This is a genomic window from Sphingobacterium allocomposti (genome assembly GCF_008124885.1).
GTDB lineage: Bacteria > Bacteroidota > Bacteroidia > Sphingobacteriales > Sphingobacteriaceae > Sphingobacterium > Sphingobacterium allocomposti.
In genome coordinates, this window is record NZ_VNHX01000006.1 from 41,308 (window position 1) to 65,163 (window position 23,856).

Consider the following 23,856-nt stretch of genomic DNA (forward strand, 5'->3'; position numbering starts at 1 on the left):
CCCGCATGGCTCTTCCGGCGCAAATACGGATGTTTTCTATTTAGAATGCTAAACATAAGTATTATTTTTGGAAATGGCTAGATCATTACCAAAACCTCCGAAGGAAGTGGATTTACATGCGGATGCTTTCTTGCCCGATCTGGAGGCTTATGAAACCGACGAACTACTCGCAGCATCTCTTACGCTACTTCGGGAGCAGCTCGACGCCGCCATATATTGGGGATACACCGAAATCCGCTTCGTACACGGCAAAGGAAAAGGCGTATTAAAGCGAGCGGTCTATGAAGAACTCTCGTACTACAAAGAAAGCGGCGCTATCGCCCGCTACTATCCCTCCTACAAAAATGAAGATATCGTGGTGGTCGTAATCGGTCTATAAGATTTTGACGCGATAAACCTGATAAGGGTAGGTTGTCCGATCTTCTCCCCCATTCCATTGTGGGAGCCTGTTAACCTGCGCGCAGGAGAAATAAAGATAGCCATCGCTCCCTATCCCCAGAGAATCGGGCCATATGAGGCGGGAGTCCTGAACAACCGTTTCCATTTTACCGCTTGGCGACCAGCGTTTGATACTGTAATCCAATGATGAGGTCAGGTAAATATTCCCGAGCTTATCAGCTACCAGACCGTGCGTGACAACAGTTTCCCCCATATCTTCCACTTTCGCACGGAGCTCACCTCCGCTCAGCGACTTATCAGCTAGAAACTTCGTTTCGATCCGGTACAGACGCGTCGCGTTGATCGGTTTAAAATACAAATAACGGTTATCCTTGGTGAGTGCAATTCCGTTGACATTCGACATAAACGGCTTTCCGTCCTTGTCGCGCATCTCGTTCTGTTCATACCGTAAAACTAAAGTGGGATCCGCCTTCGTAAATGCAGAATGCGCCAAAACGACGCGTATTTCCTCGGTTTCCAGATCCAAAATGACGAGTCCCGCCTGTCCCGGATCCGAAAGATACGCCAGCTTCCGGCCGGTGTCAACCCGTACATCGTTCAGTGCAGAACGGAACTTATCGAGTCCTTCGAAGCGGTACTGTCGGACAACCCGATTTGTAGCCAGATCGATTTGGACAAGTTTAAATTGGCCTTCGCGGCTTTCGTTTCCGGCCTTGCCAAACACCGAGTTTCCAGCGCCGGGCTTGGAATCCAGCACCCATAATTGGTCGTCGGTATCCACATAGATGTCCTGTACGTTAACAAATCCATTTTCATGCCCAGCAGGTCTGTCGTTCCACAGGCTGTCGGGAAACGGAATACGCCCCCCTTCTCTAATTTCCGCCAAGCCCCCAATGTAAGGATCTTTCCTCGGAAAAGATACGAATACGCGGTTAGTGCCCGATACACTTACACCTATCGGCTGCGACCTGCCAAAGGATGCGACCACCTCCAACCGCGAATCGTACCCCTGTGCTGATGCATGTGCCACAAACGAAAAAGAAAGTAAAAAAAGAAATGTCCTAACCATGTTCCCGAGTGAATGTTTATATGATTAAACAGCTTTCCACGGCAGATGTTTTTGCAGGATACCCAGAAAAAGCGTATTGATTTTGCTTTCCTGATGAATATTCCACGCCAACGACAGCGTCGTACGCTGAGGAATATCCTGCAGGTCGATAAAGTTCACCTTCGTCGTGTAGCCCCTTTTTAAAGACGCCGGCACAATAGCCACACCGAGGCCCTGTTCCACGAGGTTAAAGATTGAAAGCGCATTGACGGTACGCAGCGCGACCTGTGGTTCGAAACCGGCATCCCGGAAGATGCTCATCACAAGGTCGTAATAAGAGTGGCTATAATCCTTCGAAAACAAAATAAACGGTTCATTCTTCAAAAGGTGGAGTCCATCAAAATTCTCCGGCTGTACGGCAAAATGTCTGGGAACAACCAATGAAAAATGTTCGGTCAATACCGGAATACAAGTAAGCCCTTTGGGTATCTCATCTACACGGACAAATCCGAAATCCAATTCCCGGCGCAACAACTTATCAATTTGCGCCCCATTGGAGAGTTCCTGCAGGTCAACATCGATATGCGGATAGTCGTGCTTCAACGTTACGAGCAGCTGCGCCAATATCGACTGTACCGCCGAGCCGATAAAACCCAGTCTTAATGCCATTACAGCATGCTGCCCCAAAAGGCGCACCTCCCGTTCCATTTTCCGCACGTGGTGGAACAACGCGTCCACCTCGTCTTTTAGGTAACGTCCTGCATGCGTTAGCCGGACGTAGTGTTTTCCCCGCTCAAACAACACCGCGCCATAGATATCTTCCATCTGCTTGATCTGCCGGCTAAGCCCCGGCTGTGAAATAAAAAGACGCTCCGCCGCTTTCCGAAAATGTAATTCTTCAGCCAATACCTGAAAATAAAGATAATGACGCAACTCTATTTGATAACCCATGGTTATTAAGAATTGATAAAATTGATATTTATAATTATTAAAGGTAGGCATTAAATTTGGTCAATTTGAACTTATTTGATGTATACCTTTAAAGATGAACGCCATGCATACCTTCCAATATGGAATAGACCATCTCACGAGTAATATAGCTATTAGGCTCGCGCGGGGACAACTGCGGGGAGTTATCTCCGACGCAGCTAAACAGGCCATTGCCCAGAGCGCCGCACACGTCGAGAACATCGTGCAGTCTCAACAAACGGTTTACGGGATTAATACCGGATTTGGCCCCCTTTGTACGACGCTCATTGATGTGCACGATACACGGAAACTTCAGGAAAACATCCTAAAAAGCCATGCCGTTGGCGTTGGCGCCCCCATAGAAAGGCTGCTATCTAAGCTCATGCTTATTCTGAAGATTCACGCCTTAGCAAAAGGATATTCGGGTGTACAGTGGTCTACGGTCGAACGTATGTTGTGGCACGTGGACAATGACATCATTCCGGTGGTACCCCAGCAAGGATCGGTAGGCGCCTCTGGCGACCTTGCGCCCCTGTCACATCTTTTTCTTCCCCTGATTGGCTTGGGGAAAGTATGGAACGGTGAAAAGACAGTAGATACGGTTTCTGTCTTACAAGCGAATGGTCTGCGGCCTCTCTCTCTAGGAGCCAAGGAAGGGTTGGCTCTTATTAATGGTACGCAATTTATGGCCGCACACGGGGTACTCGCTGTGGCGGATATGCATAATTTGCTGACCAATGCCGATCTTATCGCAGTCTTAATGCTCGAGGGGCTTAATGGATCCATAAAACCTTTTTCGGAGGAACTACATGCCTTACGGCCACATCGCGGCAACCAGTATGTGGCCGGTACGATCTTCAACCTATTGCAGGGATCAGGCATCGTCGAATCGCATAAAAACTGTTCACGGGTGCAGGACCCTTATTCTTTACGGTGCATACCGCAGATACACGGAGCGTCCCGACAGGCGTGGCTCCATCTTAAAGATGCCGTCGAGACCGAAATTAACTCCGTCACGGACAACCCTATCATCATTAACAGCGAATTGACGATCAGCGGCGGGAGCTTTCACGGACAGCCCATAGCGCTGCCTATGGACTATGCTACTTTGGCTACGGCCGAAATCGGCAACGTTTCCGACCGAAGGGTGTACCTTTCGTTGGAAGGAGATGTCGCGGGCGTTCCGAAGCTTCTCCTCCGTTCCACCGGCCTAAACTCCGGCTTTATGATCCTGCAATACACCACAGCAGCACTTGCCAGCGAGAATAAAAGCCTCTGCTTTCCGGCGAGTGCCGATAGTATCCCCACCTCATTGGGCCAAGAAGACCATGTGAGTATGGGTGCGATAAGCGGACGCAAGCTGCGGCAGGTGATCGACAACGTTGGCCGCATACTAAGTATAGAGTTGCTCTGCGCTGCGCAGGCTGTAGACTTTCATCGCCCATTGCGGTCGACTCCCATCATTGAAGCGGTTCATCAGGAAATCCGCCGGCAGATCCCGCACATAGAAGAAGATCAAATCATGGAAAACATACTGCAGTCGGCCCATGATCTCGTTCGCTCCGGCACGTTGGTCCAGCTGGCCGAGCGTGTAGCTGCGGCCGATGGCGTCCCCTATCATGGCCACCACGCTTCACTTTTCAACAACTTTTAAATGATGAAAAAGCAACTTATCGGTCCTTTTACGCAACTTATTGCACTTCAGTCTCTACCTCTTCGTGGCGCCATACAGGATGATCAGGTTAAACCGATCCGTCAAGGCGGTCTCGTCGTGGAGCATGCACGCATCGTCGACATCGGAGAATATGACCAACTGCGGCAACGATACGGCTCAGACGTCGAGCACGTGACGATTCAAAACCCGTCAGTCTGCCTGCCTGGATACATAGATTGTCATACACATATTGCTTTCGCCGGTAGCAGGGCCAACGACTACGCGCTTCGAAATGCGGGTGCGAGCTACCTGGAAATTGCAGAAGCGGGAGGTGGAATATGGAGCACGGTCCGCCACACGCGTGATGCTACAGTCGAAGAACTGGCAGCGCTGACGGTGCAGCGCGCGAAGCAGCTTATACAACAGGGAGTCACCACGTTGGAGATAAAGAGCGGATACGGCCTTTCGTTAGAAGAAGAAATCAAAATCCTCCGTGCCATCAGGCTCTCGGCGCAGCAGCTTCCGATAGATATCATCCCTACATGCTTAGCGGCTCACATGAAGCCGTCCGATTTTTCGGGAAGCGCGTCGGCGTATCTACAGGCAATAGCTGACAAGCTTTTTCCCGTACTACGCGACGAAAACCTTTCCGATCGCATAGACATCTTTGTGGAACGCAGCGCCTTTTCAATAGAAGAAGCTGAGCCCTACCTGTCTTTGGCCAAAGAACGGGGCTTCGACATTGTCGTTCACGCCGACCAGTTTACGCCGGGCGCTTCGGAGCTTGCTGTCAGGCTGGGTGCCGTGAGCGCGGATCACCTCGAAGCGTCCACAGAGGCGGCGATCAGGCTACTTGGCCAAGCGGACACCGTCTCGGTCGTCTTGCCCGGCGCATCAATGGGGCTGGGATGTGGCTACGCCCCCGCACGCAGGCTGCTGGACGCAGGCGCATGTGTAGCCATAGCAACAGACTGGAACCCTGGATCAGCACCGATGGGACAGCTCATGACACAGGCATCGGTTCTGGCTGCCGCAGAAAAATTGACAACAGCGGAACTGCTCGCCGGTATCACATTTCGCGCTGCTAAAGCACTTTCGCTGACAGATCGCGGTATGCTCGAAGTGGGGAAGCTTGCCGACTTCAACATCTACCCTACAGACAACTACCAAGACATCGCATACCTGCAGGGCACGCTTAAGCCACAGCAGGTGTGGAAGAATGGTCGCTTAATTTTCGAACAAGGAGGACAGTCATGACGTTTCAAGAACAGATTCTACAGGGAATTCCGGCTCAGCTGCCAGCGAAGCCCGCATACGATACAACGGTTAGCCACGCTCCAAAACGCAAAGACGTACTTAGCGCGCCAGAAAAAAGGCTCGCTGTGGAAAATGCGTTGCGTTACTTTCCGCAAGAATGGCACCAACACCTGGCCAAGGAGTTCCTGGACGAGCTTCAGGCCTACGGCCGCATTTATATGTATCGATTCCGCCCTACATACGCGATGTACGCCCGACCGATAGAAGAATATCCCGCCAGATGTCGGCATGCCGCGGCGATCATGATGATGATCCAGAACAATCTGGATCCCGCTGTCGCCCAACACCCCCATGAGCTCATCACCTATGGCGGCAATGGCGCGGTATTCCAAAATTGGGCGCAGTATCTTGTGACCATGCAGTATCTGGCGACAATGACCGAAGAGCAGACCTTACATATATATAGCGGTCATCCGATGGGACTGTTCCCATCCTCCAAAGACGCGCCCCGCGCAGTTGTCACGAACGGGATGATGATTCCAAACTATTCCAAGCCCGACGACTGGGAAAAATACAACGCGCTGGGCGTGACGCAATATGGACAGATGACAGCCGGATCATACATGTACATTGGGCCACAAGGCATTGTACATGGAACAACCATTACCGTGATGAATGCTTTCCGAAAAATCCTTGACCAGAGCGGGGAAACCGCCGGCAAGGTATTTTTGACATCGGGGCTGGGAGGTATGAGCGGTGCACAGCCAAAAGCCGGCAACATTGCTGGATGCATTACGGTCTGCGCAGAGGTAAACCCCGCAGCGGCGCAAAAACGCTACGCGCAGGGGTGGGTCGACGTGCTAATTGACGATATACGGGTGTTGGTGGAACGTGTCCGCGATGCCATAAAAAAGAAAGAGACCCTGTCGATTGCTTTTCTCGGGAACGTTGTCGACGTATGGGAAACCTTCTTCGACGAAAACGTTCCTATATCTATTGGCTCAGACCAAACCTCTCTGCACAATCCCTGGTCAGGGGGATATTACCCGGCAGGGATGTTGTTTGACGAGGCCAACGCACTGATGTCCGGTGATCCAGACGCTTTCCGGCGTGCTGTTCAGCAGTCGCTGATACGGCAGGTGGACGCAATCAACAAACATGTATCCCGTGGAACGTACTTCTTCGATTATGGGAACGCCTTTCTCCTTGAAAGCAGCCGCGCCGGTGCAGACATACTGGCCGAAGACGGACAGGCGTTTCGCTACCCGTCTTACGTCCAGGATATCCTTGGCCCCATGTGCTTCGACTACGGATTCGGGCCATTTAGATGGGTATGCACCTCGGGTCGGCCCGACGATCTGCGCGAGACGGATGCGATCGCCCTAGCGGTTCTCCAAGAACTGCAGAAGAACGCCTATCCGGAAATCCGTCAGCAGCTTGCAGACAACATCCGTTGGATTCAACAAGCCGAAGCCAACAAGCTGGTTGTCGGCTCCCAGGCCCGTATCCTGTATGCAGACGCACAGGGGCGGATACAGATCGCAAAAGCTTTTAACCGTGCAATTAAACAAGGGAGGATAAAATCTCCCGTAGTATTAGGACGGGATCATCACGATGTAAGTGGCACCGATTCCCCGTATCGGGAAACCAGCAATATCTACGACGGCAGTAAGTTCACGGCGGACATGGCTATACATAATGTGATAGGCGACAGCTTCCGCGGCGCCACATGGGTGTCGATTCACAACGGCGGCGGTGTAGGATGGGGCGAGGTTATTAATGGTGGGTTCGGCCTGGTGCTCGATGGCACAGACGAGACAGACCGCAGACTAACGAACATGCTGTTCTATGATGTAAACAACGGCATTGCCCGCCGTGCATGGGCAAGAAACAAAGAGGCGAGGCAGGCTATAGAAATAGAGCTTAAGCGGTCTCCGGGACTACAGGTGACGGCGGCGCAACATGTGGAGCCCGCCGTATTGGACAGTTTATTCAACTAATCGCTTATGTTCAACTTTGACAATTACTATACTGCCACTGATCCAGCCATCTGGACAGGGCGCGTAGATGGCGTCGACTTAACCGGGTTGCGGTGGCATCAGGTGGTGTCTACACTCGACCTGCGTCGCCCACGGTCAATCAAGGGTTGCTATGTCCTGCTGGGCTTTCCGGTCGATGAAGGCGTACAGCGGAATATGGGCAGAACGGGAGCCGCCGGCGCACCTGCCCTTCTGCGCCAGACCTTGGGTAACATCCCGCTTCACGACGTAGATCCGGCCGTCCTCTTGGATGCCGGCGACATCTGCTGCCCGCAGCACGACCTTGAAGGGGCTCAAAAGGCGTTGGCGCAAGCCGTAAAAATGATCGTCAACCAAGGAGGCTTTCCACTGCTGCTCGGCGGCGGACATGAGATGACATACGGTCATTACACCGGGCTTCGACAGACCACCAATGGACGGATAGGCATCGTTAATTTCGATGCCCACTTTGATCTCCGGCCTATTCCGGCCGGTGGTTCCAATTCGGGTACCGGTTTTTATGAAATTGCCAGGGATGAAGCGCTGCGAGGAGAACCTATCCATTATCTCGCTCTGGGCATCCAACGCATCAGCAACACCAAAGCTCTTTTTGAAGCCGCCGCGAAACTTGGCGTCCGCTGGGTGGAGGCGGACGACTTTCATGTTGCCAACCAAACTGTCATCAACGAGATGGTCGACTCTTTTCTCGACGGCATAGATGTATTGTACGTCACGGTAGATCTCGACGTATTTGCCAGTCCGTTTGCCCCCGGGGTAAGCGCACCTGCATACAATGGTGTACTACCCGACGCCTTTTTTAGATCAATATTTACCAAGCTTATCCGCTCCGAGAAGCTCATCAGTGTGGATATCGCCGAACTCAATCCGACCTATGACATTGACGGGAGGACCGCAAAGTTGGCTGCAGATTTAATAGCAAAGGTGGTCTGTGGTTCAAAAACGACTTAGCTGTACTTCTGCGGGCATCTATCAAAGGGATGCCCGCAGATTAAAATGTGCTACATCATCGTCACCGTTTTTTCTTGTGCCGTTCTGCCTCTACCCCACGACGATAAAGATGGCGCACATGAGCGCGCCTTGTTCCGCTCGCACCTCGTTGCCCCGCGGCTAAGGGACGCCCGTGCAGCCCAGGGTCCTGTTTTGATGTGCCGTTCTGCTCCTTTATTTGGCAGGGATAATGGTAATCTTTCTAAACTCGACGCCTGTATGATCGCCCTGTAGATAAATCGGCCCCGGTTCTCCTTCTTTGCTATCCAAAGCACCTCCGGTAATTCCAGGGATTTCCTGATTGCTGATAATCGTCTTTCCATTTGCTACGATCGTCACCAAGCGGCCACGGAGCGTGATTTCATATCTGTTCCATTCGTTTGGACCGGCTGCTACCATCTCGTTAGGCGAGAGGAAACCGTAAACGCCCCCGAAATACAACGATCCCGGATGTCTATCTTTAGGAGAATCCTCTATCTGCACTTCATATCGGCCGCGAAGATATATACCGGAATTTCCTCCCTCAGCATATCGAAACTCGGCAATCAATTTAAAATCCTCGAACTTTTGCTCGGTAATTAAGTTCGCGCCTGCCTTATCGTTTATCAGGATACCATCTTCGACATGCCAGTAGTTTTCTCCTTCTGACGTCTTCCAGCCGGTCAGGTCTTTTCCGTTAAAAAGCTCGATAGGAGTTCCCCATTGTGCCTCCCCCGTTCGCACGAGATAGGGAGCTTTAACGCCGGTAAAATCAAATTTGTTTCCTTTGTTGCTTGTGACGGTGCCTTTCAGCTGGCCCCCAACCAACTCGCCTTCTATGGTAAAGTCACCTTCGCCCCCCTCCCATTGTGGTGGAATAGAGAAAGAAAATTTTCCGTTCTCCAGTTTAATGTGTGATACGGGGCGGCTGCTGCCGCTATCGCCTACATAATAGCCTACCAGCGTACTAAAACCCGACAACTTGATTTCCAGCCACGATGGCGCCTCTTTCCCTTCTTTATCGACCGTCAGATCCCACCGGCCGATCAGATCTTTTGCTTCTTCCGGAATCGTCTGGCTAGCGGGATTATGCACTTCTTCGGCTTCTTTCTTCTCTGTTGCCGTGTCTGTACACGACGTGACACTGCTAGCCAAAAGACACATCATGCCGGCATATCCGATGTATTTCTTCATCATATTTTTATATAGGTAAGGTTTCAAAATCCTAATCTACGAAAAAAAACAAAATGCAGACCAACATCGGCGTTAAAAATGATGCCCTCTCCCCGCGCGTCGGCATTGCTGCCGATATATCCGGCCGTATAGCTAAAGGCCTTGTAAACCTGTAACGGAGTATCGATGGCCCTTCTGTCTGTGAACGTCAAGTTCAGGATATGTATACGAGCATTTAACAATCTGTTTTTACTAACTTAATTTCAATAGCGTATCATTGCCTCCATGGAGCGCGAACAGGAGGATGTCATACTACTCAGTAAAATGAGGAATGGTGATCCAAAAGCATTTGACAGCATATTTATCAAGTACTACACATCCCTTCTTACCTTTTGTTGCAGCCTAGGCCTGCAGCAAGAGCAGGCCGAAGACTGCGTTGCTGATTTATTCACCGACTTATGGAGCGCCAGAGATAAAATCCAGATACGGTCGACACTAAAAGCTTATCTTTTTGGCGCCGCAAGAAATAAGACGAACCTGTTGTACCGACAGAAAAAGATCGAATGCATTTCGGATACCGATGCCGCGCTCTCGGTCATCGATCAACAGCCCCAGCCCGATGAGCTCCTGACGCAGAAAGACCGGCTGGACTGGCTGAACAGCGTCGTCTCGCGCCTACCTGAGCAGACTAAAACTGTTTTCCTGTTGCGGTGGCAGCATCAGCTCAGCGACAACGAAGTGGCCGATCTCTTACACAAAAGCCGTCATACCGTCCGCACGCTGCTCTATCGCGCTGTCCTTTTTGTCCATGACCAATGGAAGAAGGTTAAGTAAATATTACCGATGTTATCTTATTATTAAATCAACCAATCGCTGTAATCAAAAAAATCGCTTACTGCAACTACCATGTAAATGCAATACATGGAAGAGCACGATCTACATTTGATTATTGGGTATTTAGAAGGAAACCTGAGTGACGCGGAGGTGCAGGAGTTGCTGCACAAGGTGGAAGTAAATCCGGAATTTGCTCTTGCTCTCAGTGAAATGGCCGATTTATGGAGTAAGCCTCCGGCAAAACATGAGCACGGGGACGCTCTCCAGGCTTTGGACCGATGGAAAACGACCGCGCCTGACGATTACCAAAAAAGCGTCAGCGAAGCAGCGGAACGAACGGCCAGGCGATTAAACTACAAGTGGTATATTGCGGCAGCGGTGCTGCTCGGAATGCTATCCTTTCTCTGGATCTCCCAGCTGCGCTATCTCCAGCCTGTTTCTGGGCCGGCCTTTACCATCATCAAAACAGACGCGCATAAACATAAAACCATCACGTTGCCTGATAGTTCCGTCGTCCGATTAAACGCTTCGTCGACACTCAAAATACCGAAGGATTATGCCGCGGAAACCAGAACGCTCCATCTTGACGGAGAGGGGATATTTGAGGTGCGGCCGAATGCCAAACTTCCGCTTATTGTCAGAAGCGGCAATGTCTCGACCACGGCGTTAGGTACCAAATTCAATGTCAACGCCTATGGTACGGACTCCTGTGTCACCGTGTCGCTGCTAGAAGGTAAAGTCCGCGTGGATATGGCAGGCGAATATCCGCACTCGGTCAACCTATCTCCCGGAAAAGAAGTGTCATACCGGCTTTCCGACCAGACTTTTGCGCTGCGCGACTTCTATAAAGAAGGGACAGTAGGTTGGGAGAACAACACGTTGGCATTCCATTATGATACGTGGGAAACGGTTGTAAAACGGCTATCGCGATGGTACGGAATTGCAGTTAGACTGGAAGGTCCGGTACAGAACACACAGACTTTAAAAGGCACGTTCATAAATCTTCCTCTAAAAGAGACATTAAGGCAGATAGCCTTCATCAGCGGCGCAACTTACGATATTAAAAAAGACACTGTGATTATTAAACCCAGGTTAGAACCTTAAAACGGAGATTATATATGTAGAAATCAATATTGGAAAAAACAAAGTGAGCCAATAAGATTGGCCCACTTCCCTGTACCGCTACAAATGCCTGACCAAAGTAATCTGTAGCCGGTAGAATCAATAGATGTTATTAATTATCAAAAGTAACGAAACTTCGTATACGAAGGATTATCGAAGTGTATAAAAATTCCTTTACAACTAGTTTCCATACAACCCTAGAACCAATGCATAGTAATTTATATTCCGAAAAAATGCGTTTGGCGATAACGTTAGGTCTCTTTGTGTTGATGTTTCTATCAGCAACCCTTAGTTACGCAAAACAAGATCCCCAGAATACGTGCAGTATCCACCTCACGAATGCCGGCATGAAGGAAGTCATCGATGTGCTCGAAAAGCAAACAGACTATCGCTTCCTTTACATGCCAAACAACCGTACGAAACAGGTCAAAATATCGATAAAGCAAGATAATAAACCTTTACGCGATATTTTGCAGCAGATCGAGAAACAGACCAACTTAAAATTTGAAATTGCTGACAAGACAATCTACGTTAAGGAGCGTCCTTCCCAGGCGCAACAACATATCCGAAGGGGAGTGGTTGTCGACGAGATAAGCAATCAGGGGCTCTCTGCAGCATCTGTCCATGTCCGTGGTAAATCGGCACAAGCATTTACCAATGGGGAAGGTTATTTCGAGATCGCGGCCGAGCCTAACGATATATTGACCTTCAGTTATATTGGTTATCAGCCCGCTTCTTTGTCTATCAACAGCCTAACGGATACTATTCGCCTTACTCCCACCTTGTCTCAGATGGATGAGGTGGTGGTAGTTGGCTATGGCACACAGTCTCGCCGTCTGATAAGCACGTCTGTGACTACGGTGAAACAGGAAAATTTCAATCGCGGCGGTTTTAGTAACCCGCTGCAGCTGTTGCAAGGTAAAGTCGCAGGACTGAATGTGACGCGGTCTGGCGACCCAAATGAAACGCCTTCGGTGAGCCTCAGGGGACCGTCGACCTTACGAACCGGCGCCGCCCAGGAACCATTTTATGTCATCGACGGAATTCCCGGAGCCGATCCCAAATTGGTCGCTCCGGACGACATTGAAGATATCAGCGTATTGAAAGACGCCTCCGCTTCGGCTATCTACGGAACCAGGGCAGCGAACGGTGTTATTATGATTACGACAAAAAGCGGCCGCGCGGAAGGCACATCCGTCAGCTACTCGGGGTACGTCGGAAATGAAAAGTCATCAAAAACTATTGAGATGATGGACGCAGCGCAGCGCAAAGCATATCTCGAGACCATGGGCAGATCCGCGAAGCCTATGGACGAGCAAGGCGCGGATACCGACTGGCAGAAAGAAATAAGTAGAATCGGATCTATCCAAAACCACAACTTATCCCTTAGCGGCGGACTGAAGAATGCATCCTACAATGCGAGTCTAAACTATTTCGACAATAACGGCATTCTACGAAATAGCGGACTAGAGAGGCTAACCGGTAGACTCAATCTTAGTCAGCGTCTGCTCGACGACCAGTTGACGATCGGTATTAATCTGAACAATGCTTCTAGTAACTCCCAGCTTATACCAAACCAAGATCTTGTCCTCTACAATGCGCTTCGCTTTATGCCGACGGTCCCGGTGTTCCAACCGGATGGAACATATACAGAAGACTTACCCAGAGTACAGTACTACAACCCCGTTGCCTTGCAGAATCAAGCGACAGAACGGCTGAGAAACAACACGACATTGCTCAACGTAAACGCGTCGCTGCGTCTGCCCTTTAATCTGTTATACAACATCAGCGCGACGACGCAGAAGGATCTTTACAATCGCGGAATTTACTACGAAAGCGGTTATTCGCTCAAACAGGGGTTCAACGGCGAGGCATACCGATCCTCTTATGAAAACACCCGGAAAATGTTGGAATCTTTCTTGAAGTTTGAGAACAGATGGTCCCAGCACCACCTGGAAGTACTGGGCGGCTATAGTTGGCAGGAAGATCTAAACGGTGATGGCTTCCAGGCGAACAACCGTAACTTTCCCAGCGATGATCTCGGCTTCAGTAATATTGGCCTCGGAAGCCCACAGGGCAACTTCCGCACCGACTGGGGCACCAATCAGTATGCCAAGCTTCGTTTAATTTCGTTTTATGGCCGTCTAAACTACAACTTAAAGGAAAGGTACCTATTGCAGGTATCGTTGCGTAGAGACGCATCTTCAGCGTTCGGAGAGAACAACCGATGGGGAACATTTCCCGCCGGGTCGATAGCATGGCGGATATCCGAAGAGCCGTTTATGAATGGACAACGGATCTTTGACGACCTGAAGATACGTGCTGGATACGGAATAACAGGTAACTCACTGGGATTCAACCCACTGATTTCCAAGGTTCGTTACGGAAATGCTGGAACCTTTTTCTATGATGGCAATTTCACGACCGCCATATTCGCGACACAGAATGCAAATCCCGACTTACGCTGGGAAAAAACGGCCATGGCTAATGTCGCAGTCGATGCATCGTTGCTGAACAACCGCCTTCATGTGACTGCTGAATATTACGACAAGAAGACCAGCGATCTTATTTGGGACTACAATGTATCGACAACACAGTACTTCGTAGACCGATATACAGCTAACGTAGGAGATATCAGAAACAAGGGTTTTGAGATTACCTTGGATATTGTGCCGATACAGAATAAGACGTTTCGATGGGTTAGCGGACTGAATGTCGCCCACAACAGTAATACACTGGTCTCATTGTCAAACGATCTATTTGCATCCGACTCCATTCCTCAGGGCTATCCCGGTGGACAGGGACAAAGCGGCGTCGCCGTTCAGATTTTAAAAGCAGGCTATCCGATCGGACAGTTTTTTACTTTCCAGTATATGGGGAAAAACGAAGCCGGCGTATCCCAGTTCCTGGACAAAGCGGGTAATATTACCACGCAACCCATAGATTTCCAAGACTATAGATATGCAGGTAGCGCGCAGCCAAAGCTATTATTCGGCTGGAACAACTCTTTGTTCTACAAAAACATAGACCTAAACGTGTTCTTTAGAGGTTCATTGGGCGGAAAAGTGTTCAACGCGACATATGCTGACCTAAACCGTCCCTACGAAGTGGAGAGTTATAACCTGCCGGTCTTCGCCATGAACGAAAGTCCGGAGGACGGCAACGCGAACCGCTACTCGGACCGCTACATCGAGAACGCCAGTTATGTCCGCTTAGACAACGCCACGCTGGGGTATACGTTTACCAATATTCCGAAGGTCAGTAAACTGCGGATCTATTTAACAGGTAATAACCTGGCCTTAATCAGTAAGTATAGAGGTCTTGATCCAGAAATCAACTTAGGTGGGCTTACGCCGGGCATAGACAATAAAAACTACTATCCGCGGACCCGGTCTTTTCTCTTTGGTCTTAACGTCAACTTTTAATTTAGCATCCGATGAAATTTAAACTAATATTTACAATCATCCCATTTTTTCTGACTGTTTTAATGCAAAGTTGTACAGATGTAGAGGTGCCTGTAGAAAATGAACTAACGCCAGACAATTTTCCTTCGAACGAGAACCAGCTCATTTTGGCATCAGGAGCGGTGTACCAACAACTCCGTGGCTTATATTCTACAACATATTGGCATCTCCAGACGCTTAGCACGGACGAAGCAATATTGCCTGCACGGGCCGGCGGCTGGTACGACGGAGCACGGTTTCAGCAACTCCACCTCCATTCCTGGAATGCTGATCATCCTCAGGTAGGAGAAGTATGGCGTTGGGGATATGGCGTTATCAGCACAAGTAACCAAGTGCTGGCCCTTTTCGCTGCTGCTCCGGACAGCGACGCCAAGGCACAGGTCGAAGCTGAAGTACGGGCCATCCGCGCACTGGCGTTTTTCTTTATGATGGATCTCTATGGCAATATTCCATTAAGTGTCGAGTTTGGAAGCGGCAAGCTTCCCGAACAAAAATCAAGAAAGGAGATTTTTGAATTTATAGAAAGCGAATTGATTGGAGTGATTCCACACCTTTCAGACCAGGTATCGGTGTCTACCTATGGCCGTCCAACGAAGTATATGGCATACGCATTACTTGCCAAGATGTACCTAAACGCCGAAGTGTACACAAATCAGGAGCGCTATCAGGATGCAGTAGAAGCTGCCGATCACGTCATTTCCTCGGGAGTGTACGACCTTAACCCAGACTTTTTTGGGATGTTTGCAGCCAACAACGGCCCGCACACCAAGGAATTCATCTTTGCCATTCCCTATGACTGGGCACAGGCCAGTGGCCAACAGTTTACGTGGTATGGCTTACACTATGCGCTGCAACAGAAATATAATCTCAACTTCCGCATCAGCGGACCGGCGAGTACCACACCGGAATATTACGCGAATTTTAACGATCCTGACGATATACGTACGCAATCCTGGCTCACCGGAAAGCAATATGATAACGCCGGAAATCCGATTATCATAAGAACAACAAAACGGGGGTTAGATGCTAATTATACTGGTGCAGACGGAGGAGAGGCCATCGACTATCATTTGGAATTCACACCGAAGGTCACATTGATCAACGAAGCTCTGTTTGAGGCCGGAGGTGATGAACTCGGAAGGGCAAAAGGATATCGGAATATCAAGTACGCGCCAGACCCGAATGCCATCGACCGCAATGCTAGCAATGATGTACCTGTATTTAGGTACGCCGACATTTTATTAATTAAGGCTGAGGCGTTATTGAGAGGTGCTGCAGCTACCAACGATCAGACTCCGCTAACCTTGGTGAACGAACTGAGACAAGTACGTCAAGCCACCGTATTGTCGGACGTGAATCTCGAAATCCTTCTTCAAGAGCGGGCTAGAGAATTCAGCTGGGAAGGTTGGCGCCGCAACGACCTGATCCGTTACGGTAAGTTTGAGGATTCCTGGGGGTATAAAAAGGACAAAGATGTCAATAAACGTTTGTTTCCTATTCCTAATAGCGAACGCGTTATCAACCCACTGTTAACACAGAACAACGGATATTAATCACCTATAAAAACAAAAAAAATGAACTACCTAACATCAAAAATGAAGATCACAATTGTCGGTGCTTTGATAGCAGCACTCTTATTTGTTCAATGTAACAAAATGGATGACCTCAACGTCAGGTTAGAGGAGAGATACACAACCGAATTTGTCGAGGCTGCACAAACCGGCGCCCAATTCCGCTGCGCACAATGTACAGAAAGCAACACGAAAATAACCGGAAACAGGGCACAACTGTTGGCGCAGAATTTTGCTCCGTTATTAAAATTCGACCGGGCAGCTCCGGATTATCCGACGAGCGTAGAGACCGTCTGGGCTAACAGCGATCCAGCCAGCATCGTGTGCGACGGGCAGCTCGTTATGGTAAACAGAAACTCGCCAAGCAGCCTGAGTTTTCCTACATATTATGAAGTGCAGCAGCACCCCAGCCGGCCTAACCGGGTGTTTATCGACTATTGGTGGACATATAACATCCAAAGTAACTGTTTTTCAAACCTAGGTGGGCATGACTATGATTGGGAACACGTCATTGTACAGGTCGACACGGAAGCTAATAAGGTCATTTCCGTGACGTATTTCCAACACGGGGGCTGGTATACTATAGATTGGAGAAATAGAAATGTGAACGATATTATCACCGTGTTCGTCGGCAAATTGGCCCATGGCTCCTACCACAACTCCAGATCGTGGACATTACCGGGATACGAATGTAGTTATTGGGGAGATTATCGGAATCCGGCCGGTCCGCAAGATGAAACGACAACCGCAGGAAACCTGGTACACATGGACTGCAACAACCCACATTTTAGTTTCAACGGCAACTGGGGCACTGTCGGTAAGGGGCCATTATACAGAAACCGCGACTACTGGAATTTCAACGCCTGTTCGGGTACGGATGGCTTATTTGGCCAAGATGGCTGCAGCGCTTGTAATTTTGGGTCTTCCATAAAATTGGGCGCAATAAACTAAGTCCTTAAACTCGTCACCCCCTTACACTTAAATCCTTTCCTCCTGCCGCCAATGTTTCGGCCTGAGGAAAGGATTTTTGATTGTGCTGATATCAGATTTCTAACCCTTGTTTTTCGACTGATGGCTGTTGTCCGAAAGTTGATACGGGGAAGCAGGGGAAGACCCCTGTACTACCACCCAATAGGGATGTATACGTCATGTCTATGGTGATGCCTACCTTTTTTGTGTCTCTTTTTCTTCTGGCCAGGCGCGTGCCGCTTTGCAGATTTACTGCCATAAATTTTTTTTGCCTTTCCCGGAGGTACATGTCCGTGGGGGTGTCTGTGTGTGTAGCAGGATGACAGGCTTAAGACGATCATTCCTACCAACATAAATCCTAAAATTTTTTTCATCAATTATTCTCTAGTTACACTTTAACAAGCATATGGCGTAAAGCGTACTTACTCCGCCGTGCTTTTGCTGTTCTCTCTCTATAATTACAAACAAATTCCAGGCCATAATGTACCTGTTGCGTAAAACGCTTACTGCACTGCCCCTCGCCCGTCATCTGTACGCGCGTTCCTGTTCCTCGTCCTGTTAAGTATAAACGTCTATACTGACGGAGCGCCGGTGACTGTATGCAAACCGATACTTAACAGGCCTAAAGTCATGAACTTGGTCAACATATCATATTTGTTTATATCTTTGAATCGTAGGTTAGCCAATAGCTTAGCTGCTCTTTCTTTCCTGACCAACATATAGAAATTAAATTAAACGTAAAACAAACACTTAACGTGACGGAAGAGGCATCTATTGATCGTTAGAAAAGAGTGGAATGCATTGGCAGTTGTGTGCTTGTAAACAAAAATACTCCACTATGGGCCTAGTGAATATAAAAACCATCGCAAAAGCGCTAAATATCTCGCCGGCAACCGTCTCGCGGGCGTTGAATAATAGCCATGAGATCAAAAAAGAGACCAGGGAGCGAGTGTTAGCTTACGCTGAGAAACATCATTATCGTCCCAATACGTTCGCAAAGAACCTAAAAACAGGCAGGACAAACCTTATCGGGGTTGTTATACCCTTTCTCTCCAGTCCGTTTTTTCTCGACTTTGTCGATGAGATGTATAGACAGGTTCTGCCCCGTTCATATACGCTGCTGCCGTTTCAGACGCAAAACTGCGAAACACAGGAAAAGGAGGCGCTGGAGTTTCTGTTACATCAAAACGTAGCGGGGATCATCATTTCGCCTGCCCACGAAACTTCGAATACAGAACTGATGACACACATCCACCACCACAGCTGCCCCATTATTCTCTTTGACCGCATTCATCACGGACTGAACACCTATAAGATAGGTATTCACAATAGTATGGAAACTTATAAAGCAACAGAAGAACTTATAAAAAAAGGCCGTACAAAAATTGCGCTACTGTGTGGAAAAGACATTGGGAATACGAAGGACCGCATACGTGGTTATAAAAACGCACTGCACAACTACGCGATTCCTGTGCGTGAAGAGTATATTATTTACGCCGACTATCAAGATCCGTGTGAAGATATCGATAGCGATTTACGAAAGATATTCCATGGCTTTCGGGAGCAGGGGCATCTGCCGGATGCCGTAGTGGGTGCTACGGACACCCTGTCCATAAAAATATTGGGCGTACTTGCTTCTCTGGAGCTCCATGTCCCCCATGATGTGGCCGTAATTGGGTTCACCAATACTAACGTCAGCAATTATCTTAATCCTCCTCTTTCGACGATCAGGCAGCCCACACACGAAATGGCGAAGCTTGCCCTTGAACTGCTGCTAAAACTCATCGACAGCAAAAATGATAGACGGAATATCCCCTATCAGAACTTCCTGCTGGCATCGACGACTACTTTTCGGGCGTCGACAGACATATAGCTCGGTCGATTAAGCCAGCAAAGCCTGGGAAATCGACGGACGTTCCCCCCTGCCCAGCTCCTGAAGATTTTGCAAGGTGATACGGGCGATCTGCGTTAGCGCCTCTTCGGTGAAAAAGGCCTGATGCGCCGTTATCAGCACGTTCGGAAAGCTCATCAGCCGCTGGATCGTATCGTCCTCGATGATAGTGCCGCTTAAGTCTTTAAAAAACAGTTTTTCTTCCTGCTCATATACGTCTATAGCCAACCCGGCGAGCCTCCGGCTTTTAAGGGCTTCCACCACTGCCCACGTGTCGACAAGGCCGCCTCTGCTTGTATTGATCAAAGTAACACCCTCTTTCATCATTTCCAGCGACTCTTTATTGATAAGATGCCTATTTTCCGGTGTCAGGGGACAGTGTAAAGAAAGGATGTCGGATACCTTATATACCTGCTCAAGCGGTACATACGACACCCCTGCCTGTTTAAGTTCTTCATCCTCGTGCAGATCGAAAGCCATTACCCGGCAGCCGAATCCCAAAGCTATTCTACAAAACGCCTTTCCTATCTTCCCGGTTCCGATGACACCGACGGTACGCCCATAGAGGTTAAACCCCAGTAAGCCGTTTAGGGAAAAATTCTGCTCACGCACACGGTTATACGCTTTATGTATTTTTCTGTTCAATGTTAGCAACATCGCCATTGTATGCTCCGCCACCGCCTCGGGCGAATAGGCTGGCACACGGCAGACCGCCATTCCATACCTCTTTGCAGCCTCCAGATCTACATTGTTGAAACCCGCACACCGCAACGCTATAACCTTGACGCCCTTCTCTGCAAGAACCTGAATAACATTTTCATTCACGCGATCATTCACAAATACGCAAACGGCATCAACGTTCTCTACGGCCTGCACAATATGTGGGCCTAGGTGCGTCTCGTAAAACTGATAGTTAAAATATCCTGCGGTATTCTCCCGTTCGAAGAACACGCGGTCGTAGGGCTGGGTCGAAAAAAAAGCAATTCTCATACTTTAAAGATAAGAAGAATTGCTTTTCTATCTAACTATCAATTTATTATCAAATAAAAAATCTGACAGCACAATTAATAGCCTGGGTTTTGCGTTAGTTTGGGATTCTTGTTAAGCTCATCGTTCGGAATCGGGAACAATGTCCTGCTGATCGCATTAGGGTGCGGATTATGATTGAACCACGGTTTCGTCTCGAATACGCCCAACCGGATGATGACTGATTTTTCCACAGATGTTCTTTGACGTCCCCTTGTCATCCCGTTATTCAATCATAGCCGGCGACAAGCTTGTTCCTGTCAACTTAATCTGGTAAGGCCACTGCTCATCTGTTTCATCCTTATCATCCCATATGTGCTCCCAGTGTTCTGTAGGAGCGCCACTCACCACCAACCATAGGTACGTCGTGTTTTCAGGAACTACAAATGACGCAGTTCCCTCGCTGGCGGAAAACGTATCACTGTACACCCGCGACTCATCGCTCTTATAAGCAACAAAGCCGTAACGCCATCCGGCTTTATCTGTTTTTATCGATCGATACCCGGCCGCACCGGCTAAGCCTTTGAAATCGAGGTGTACTGTTGTGTTCGCGGGGGGCACATTCAATCGGATCCCATTGTATCCATAGTTTTGGGGACATTTCGCCGGAGTTATGCGATACCACCCCTCTCCTACATCGTATAGCGTCGTAAAATGCTGATTCGCATATTTTCTTCGCTCTCCGATTCTTATCAAGGGTATATCCCAAGTAATAAACCGACGGTGCGCATCGAACATTTCGTCATTGAATTGCTCTTGGTTCATACCTTGTATACGTTTGTACGTGGCGACAGGATCTTCAGGCCGAACAGCTTGCCGCCAAACTTTTCCAACCATATCTAGTCCGTATTTGTCGGTCCAATATGTCAGTACCTGATGTGAAGAATAACGCATGTTTTCGTGCAGAAATGCCAGATGCGTATTGTTCATAAATTCTACCAGATGCCAATTTTCAATCGTCATTAAATCGGGGTATAACATCATGGTCATGAACTGCGAGGTTACCTCAAAAATAGACTGTCCAATGCCGCCTACAGGATTGTTAGAGAATCCCCAATTACCGTCCGCATGTACCATATATTGAAAAGCATGACCGAGTTCGTGTGCCAACGTAGTATACGGAGCGCCGAGCCTCGAAGCCGGCATCCACAACATGCCTACCGAATCCGCGGCACCTCCGCCGTAAGCCGTACCGTCGGTACCTCCGCGGACGAAACAAACCATCTTATACTTATCCGTCAAGGAGTTTCCCACGTCAACGAATTTTAATTGGTTTGCATAGTAGTCGTAAAAGCCCTCCAGCGCACCTAATACGTTCGCCACATTCGCACCTGTTGTAGCGGCGAGATCGCTCCCAAATTCCCTATCCCACAGCAAAGCCAGATTAGCAGATTCAAAACGCCGGCTCAAGCTATATTTGCTGTTATAATCATTGAAATCGTTATTGGCCGGAACGTCCCAAATACCACTCGTCGGGAGATACAGTTGCTTTTGGTCTCCAGTCCCATTGCCTATCGGCACTGGTCGTTGCAAGTTACTTATATCATATGCTATTTCATCAATTTCTGTATCCTTGCAAGACAGTATCATAGTAGCGACAAATACTGTCAGCGAAATATAAAATATCTTTTTTTTCATTTTCTTGGTATATTTTTAAACCATTCATATTCTTTCCAGAGCCGGGCAGCTCTTCGGCGGAGAAACCGAGTTTTGCAGTAAGATTATGTTTGCAAATAGGTGGCTCATGTACCCGCCCCTATTCGCGTGACGGACGGTAGCCTTACCGTAACGATATAAGTGCCTTCCATCAATACCCGAAAACCAAAAACCGGGTTGATGTTCAGGGACGTATTATATTCATCTATCTTGGCAAATCTTTTCGGAATCCGATAATATATAAGATAACCCCAATCTGTAACACCATCATGGTAAATAGTTAAAGGAAACGGAGCCACTTCAAAGTCGCAAATCAGCGCAGTATCAGTTTCTACCACCGGATTAAACTTAACATGGCTTTCAAACGTAGGTCTGTCTCCCCTTCGGATAACCTCTCCGCCCGAAGGGTCAAATGGGACACCGTTCTTATCCACGATCTTCAAGATCACCCGTGCCCCTTCCCCGGATATGCGTTCGCATGAAACTTGGGGAGCTGTTGTGTTAAAAAACGTTTCCGAATCGTCTGATCCTGTGGCAGCTTGATAGGTCACCTCAAAGAAATCAGTTAGAGAAGGATCCACGACCTTAATTGCGCCGAACTCGGGGAATAATCTTGTCGCTTTCACATTCGACATCTCTATATCAAAAATGTAATCGCCCAGTGGCAAATTAGCCGAGGAGCGGTTAAATACCAGTTGACCGCTTACATTGTTAAATACGAAAGGGGGTGTGCTTACGGTCTCCCGTTTAGCATTCAAAAGCTCCACAGTTGTATCTTTCGCTGCATCGAACACTTCCCCCTGCTTAAACATAAGCACCTCATAATTTGTAAAAAATTCGGTTGGTGCGGGCTCGCCGGTATCTTTATGCCGGAGATTCAACAATTTGAAGCTGTATGGAGGTGTGGATCCGTCCGCATTAATCCGTTCCGAAGCCGCATAGATTTTGCCGCGGGGGACAATAATGGTTCCGTTTACGTAGCGCGGGTTATCACTCATAAATCCTTTTTCAATTTTTTCACACGACACGAGTCCCAACGATAAACTTATCATCAAAACCGCAAAGCTCTTTATTTTCATATGTAAATAGTTTTTACAACAGTTAAGTTATACATCAATTACCTCCCGTAGATTCGCCATTGAACATCAGACGATGGTTATCGGAAAGCACGTTTACTACGCCGTTCTTTGTTATGATGTCGGACGTTTGGCAATCGAACGACTGATCCTGCTCTTGTGGCAGAATAACCTGTCCAGGGGGAAGTTCGCTATCCAAGGTTCCTCTCACGCGCGTGAAATTTACATAGTCGACATAGTCCAAGTAATCACTGTAAGCTGTGACACGTCGTAGCTTTATTAAAAACCGGGTGTTATTCATGGTCCCGTAACGACTCGTAAAATATTGATTCTCGCGGGTGAGAAACTCACGAATAAAAGCTCCTTCAAACATGTACATTTTTAGGGAATCCAGTTCCTGTGCCGAGATATTCTTAATACCGAACTGGATGTTTTCATCTCCTACCTCGACAACCCTTTTTTGCTTTTTGGCCGCTACATAAGGAGCAACACTATAGTCGGTACAAGCAAAAAATGTAGTATTGGGAGCATTAACCATTTCTTTCAACCCTGCTTGGTCGATAATCGCAACGAGCGAGTCAAACTTTCCATGAGACTTTAGAAAATCATACGTCGTCATATCAACGTACCTCTGCGATTTTCCACCGTCATTAATATAATCATCGCTTTCACATGAAACCATGTGAAACAGGACTACTATAAGCGATATCAATACTATTTGTAGTTTTTTCATTTCTTTGCT

At 48.4% G+C, this 23,856-nt stretch carries 20 protein-coding genes; 11 read left to right on the forward strand and 9 right to left on the reverse strand.

Going from position 1 to position 23,856, the window contains the following annotated elements:
• Nucleotides 1–73 precede the first annotated feature (73 nt).
• Nucleotides 74–379, forward strand: a complete 306-nt coding sequence (locus BC792_RS06225; RefSeq protein WP_148908127.1) for a Smr/MutS family protein — start codon at nucleotides 74–76, stop codon at nucleotides 377–379.
• Here the strand turns inward: BC792_RS06225 and BC792_RS06230 are convergent.
• On the reverse strand, nucleotides 374–1,468 hold the full coding sequence (locus tag BC792_RS06230) for an L-dopachrome tautomerase-related protein (protein WP_148908128.1): 1,095 nt from the start codon (nucleotides 1,466–1,468) through the stop codon (nucleotides 374–376). The genes BC792_RS06225 and BC792_RS06230 overlap by 6 nt on opposite strands.
• Nucleotides 1,469–1,492: 24 nt before the next feature.
• Entirely contained in the window at nucleotides 1,493–2,398 is a 906-nt protein-coding gene (locus BC792_RS06235) for a LysR family transcriptional regulator (RefSeq protein WP_148908129.1), read from the reverse strand.
• A gap of 94 nt (nucleotides 2,399–2,492) precedes the next feature.
• On the opposite strand from BC792_RS06235, the gene hutH reads away from it, so the two are divergent.
• Genes hutH through hutG form a run of 4 tightly spaced genes read left to right on the forward strand, consistent with a single transcriptional unit; the run spans nucleotide 2,493 to nucleotide 8,314 of the window.
• A complete protein-coding gene (gene hutH / locus BC792_RS06240; RefSeq protein WP_246154881.1) occupies nucleotides 2,493–4,070 on the forward strand; it encodes a histidine ammonia-lyase in 1,578 nt (525 codons plus the stop codon).
• Nucleotides 4,071–5,327 carry an imidazolonepropionase gene (gene hutI / locus BC792_RS06245; RefSeq protein ID WP_148908130.1) on the forward strand — a complete coding sequence of 419 codons (1,257 nt, stop codon included), beginning with the start codon at nucleotides 4,071–4,073 and terminating at the stop codon, nucleotides 5,325–5,327. It abuts the gene before it with no gap.
• Entirely contained in the window at nucleotides 5,324–7,327 is a 2,004-nt protein-coding gene (locus BC792_RS06250; protein WP_148908131.1) for a urocanate hydratase, read from the forward strand. Before hutI ends, BC792_RS06250 begins: the two co-directional genes overlap by 4 nt.
• Nucleotides 7,328–7,333: 6 nt before the next feature.
• Nucleotides 7,334–8,314, forward strand: a complete 981-nt coding sequence (hutG, locus tag BC792_RS06255) for a formimidoylglutamase (RefSeq protein ID WP_148908132.1) — start codon at nucleotides 7,334–7,336, stop codon at nucleotides 8,312–8,314.
• A gap of 213 nt (nucleotides 8,315–8,527) precedes the next feature.
• Here hutG and BC792_RS06260 read toward each other — a convergent pair whose 3' ends face one another.
• On the reverse strand, nucleotides 8,528–9,529 hold the full coding sequence (locus BC792_RS06260; RefSeq protein WP_148908133.1) for a 3-keto-disaccharide hydrolase: 1,002 nt from the start codon (nucleotides 9,527–9,529) through the stop codon (nucleotides 8,528–8,530).
• 261 nt (nucleotides 9,530–9,790) lie between these two features.
• Between BC792_RS06260 and BC792_RS06265 the strand changes: the two genes are divergently transcribed.
• The 5 genes from BC792_RS06265 (at nucleotide 9,791) to BC792_RS06285 (ending at nucleotide 17,447) form a co-directional block, all read left to right on the forward strand.
• The gene (locus BC792_RS06265) at nucleotides 9,791–10,339 is read left to right on the forward strand and encodes an RNA polymerase sigma factor (RefSeq protein ID WP_148908134.1); all 549 of its coding nucleotides are present in this window, start codon (nucleotides 9,791–9,793) and stop codon (nucleotides 10,337–10,339) included.
• Nucleotides 10,340–10,426: 87 nt separating this feature from the next.
• Entirely contained in the window at nucleotides 10,427–11,443 is a 1,017-nt protein-coding gene (locus BC792_RS06270; protein WP_170249977.1) for a FecR family protein, read from the forward strand.
• 224 nt (nucleotides 11,444–11,667) lie between these two features.
• Nucleotides 11,668–14,886, forward strand: a complete 3,219-nt coding sequence (locus BC792_RS06275; RefSeq protein ID WP_211357481.1) for a SusC/RagA family TonB-linked outer membrane protein — start codon at nucleotides 11,668–11,670, stop codon at nucleotides 14,884–14,886.
• A gap of 11 nt (nucleotides 14,887–14,897) precedes the next feature.
• The gene (locus BC792_RS06280; protein WP_148908136.1) at nucleotides 14,898–16,478 is read left to right on the forward strand and encodes a RagB/SusD family nutrient uptake outer membrane protein; all 1,581 of its coding nucleotides are present in this window, start codon (nucleotides 14,898–14,900) and stop codon (nucleotides 16,476–16,478) included.
• A gap of 21 nt (nucleotides 16,479–16,499) precedes the next feature.
• Nucleotides 16,500–17,447 (forward strand): hypothetical protein, encoded by a 948-nt coding sequence (locus tag BC792_RS06285; protein WP_148908137.1) that lies wholly within the window; start codon nucleotides 16,500–16,502, stop codon nucleotides 17,445–17,447.
• A 91-nt stretch (nucleotides 17,448–17,538) separates the two neighbouring features.
• On the opposite strand, the gene BC792_RS18475 is transcribed toward BC792_RS06285, so the two are convergent.
• Nucleotides 17,539–17,724 carry a hypothetical protein gene (locus tag BC792_RS18475; RefSeq protein ID WP_211357482.1) on the reverse strand — a complete coding sequence of 62 codons (186 nt, stop codon included), beginning with the start codon at nucleotides 17,722–17,724 and terminating at the stop codon, nucleotides 17,539–17,541.
• Between the two features lie 579 nt (nucleotides 17,725–18,303).
• On the opposite strand from BC792_RS18475, the gene BC792_RS06295 reads away from it, so the two are divergent.
• Nucleotides 18,304–19,338, forward strand: a complete 1,035-nt coding sequence (locus BC792_RS06295; protein ID WP_170249978.1) for a LacI family DNA-binding transcriptional regulator — start codon at nucleotides 18,304–18,306, stop codon at nucleotides 19,336–19,338.
• Between the two features lie 9 nt (nucleotides 19,339–19,347).
• Here the strand turns inward: BC792_RS06295 and BC792_RS06300 are convergent, their stop codons facing one another.
• The 5 genes from BC792_RS06300 to BC792_RS06320 form a co-directional block, all read right to left on the reverse strand.
• The gene (locus tag BC792_RS06300; protein WP_148908140.1) at nucleotides 19,348–20,346 is read right to left on the reverse strand and encodes a 2-hydroxyacid dehydrogenase; all 999 of its coding nucleotides are present in this window, start codon (nucleotides 20,344–20,346) and stop codon (nucleotides 19,348–19,350) included.
• Between the two features lie 74 nt (nucleotides 20,347–20,420).
• Entirely contained in the window at nucleotides 20,421–20,576 is a 156-nt protein-coding gene (locus tag BC792_RS06305; protein WP_211357483.1) for a RagB/SusD family nutrient uptake outer membrane protein, read from the reverse strand.
• A gap of 31 nt (nucleotides 20,577–20,607) precedes the next feature.
• On the reverse strand, nucleotides 20,608–22,020 hold the full coding sequence (locus BC792_RS06310; protein WP_148908142.1) for a DUF6055 domain-containing protein: 1,413 nt from the start codon (nucleotides 22,018–22,020) through the stop codon (nucleotides 20,608–20,610).
• Between the two features lie 104 nt (nucleotides 22,021–22,124).
• On the reverse strand, nucleotides 22,125–23,117 hold the full coding sequence (locus tag BC792_RS06315; protein WP_148908143.1) for a DUF5007 domain-containing protein: 993 nt from the start codon (nucleotides 23,115–23,117) through the stop codon (nucleotides 22,125–22,127).
• A 34-nt stretch (nucleotides 23,118–23,151) separates the two neighbouring features.
• Complete coding sequence (locus BC792_RS06320) at nucleotides 23,152–23,847, reverse strand: hypothetical protein (RefSeq protein WP_148908144.1); 696 nt, start codon at nucleotides 23,845–23,847, stop codon at nucleotides 23,152–23,154.
• Nucleotides 23,848–23,856: the final 9 nt, after the last annotated feature.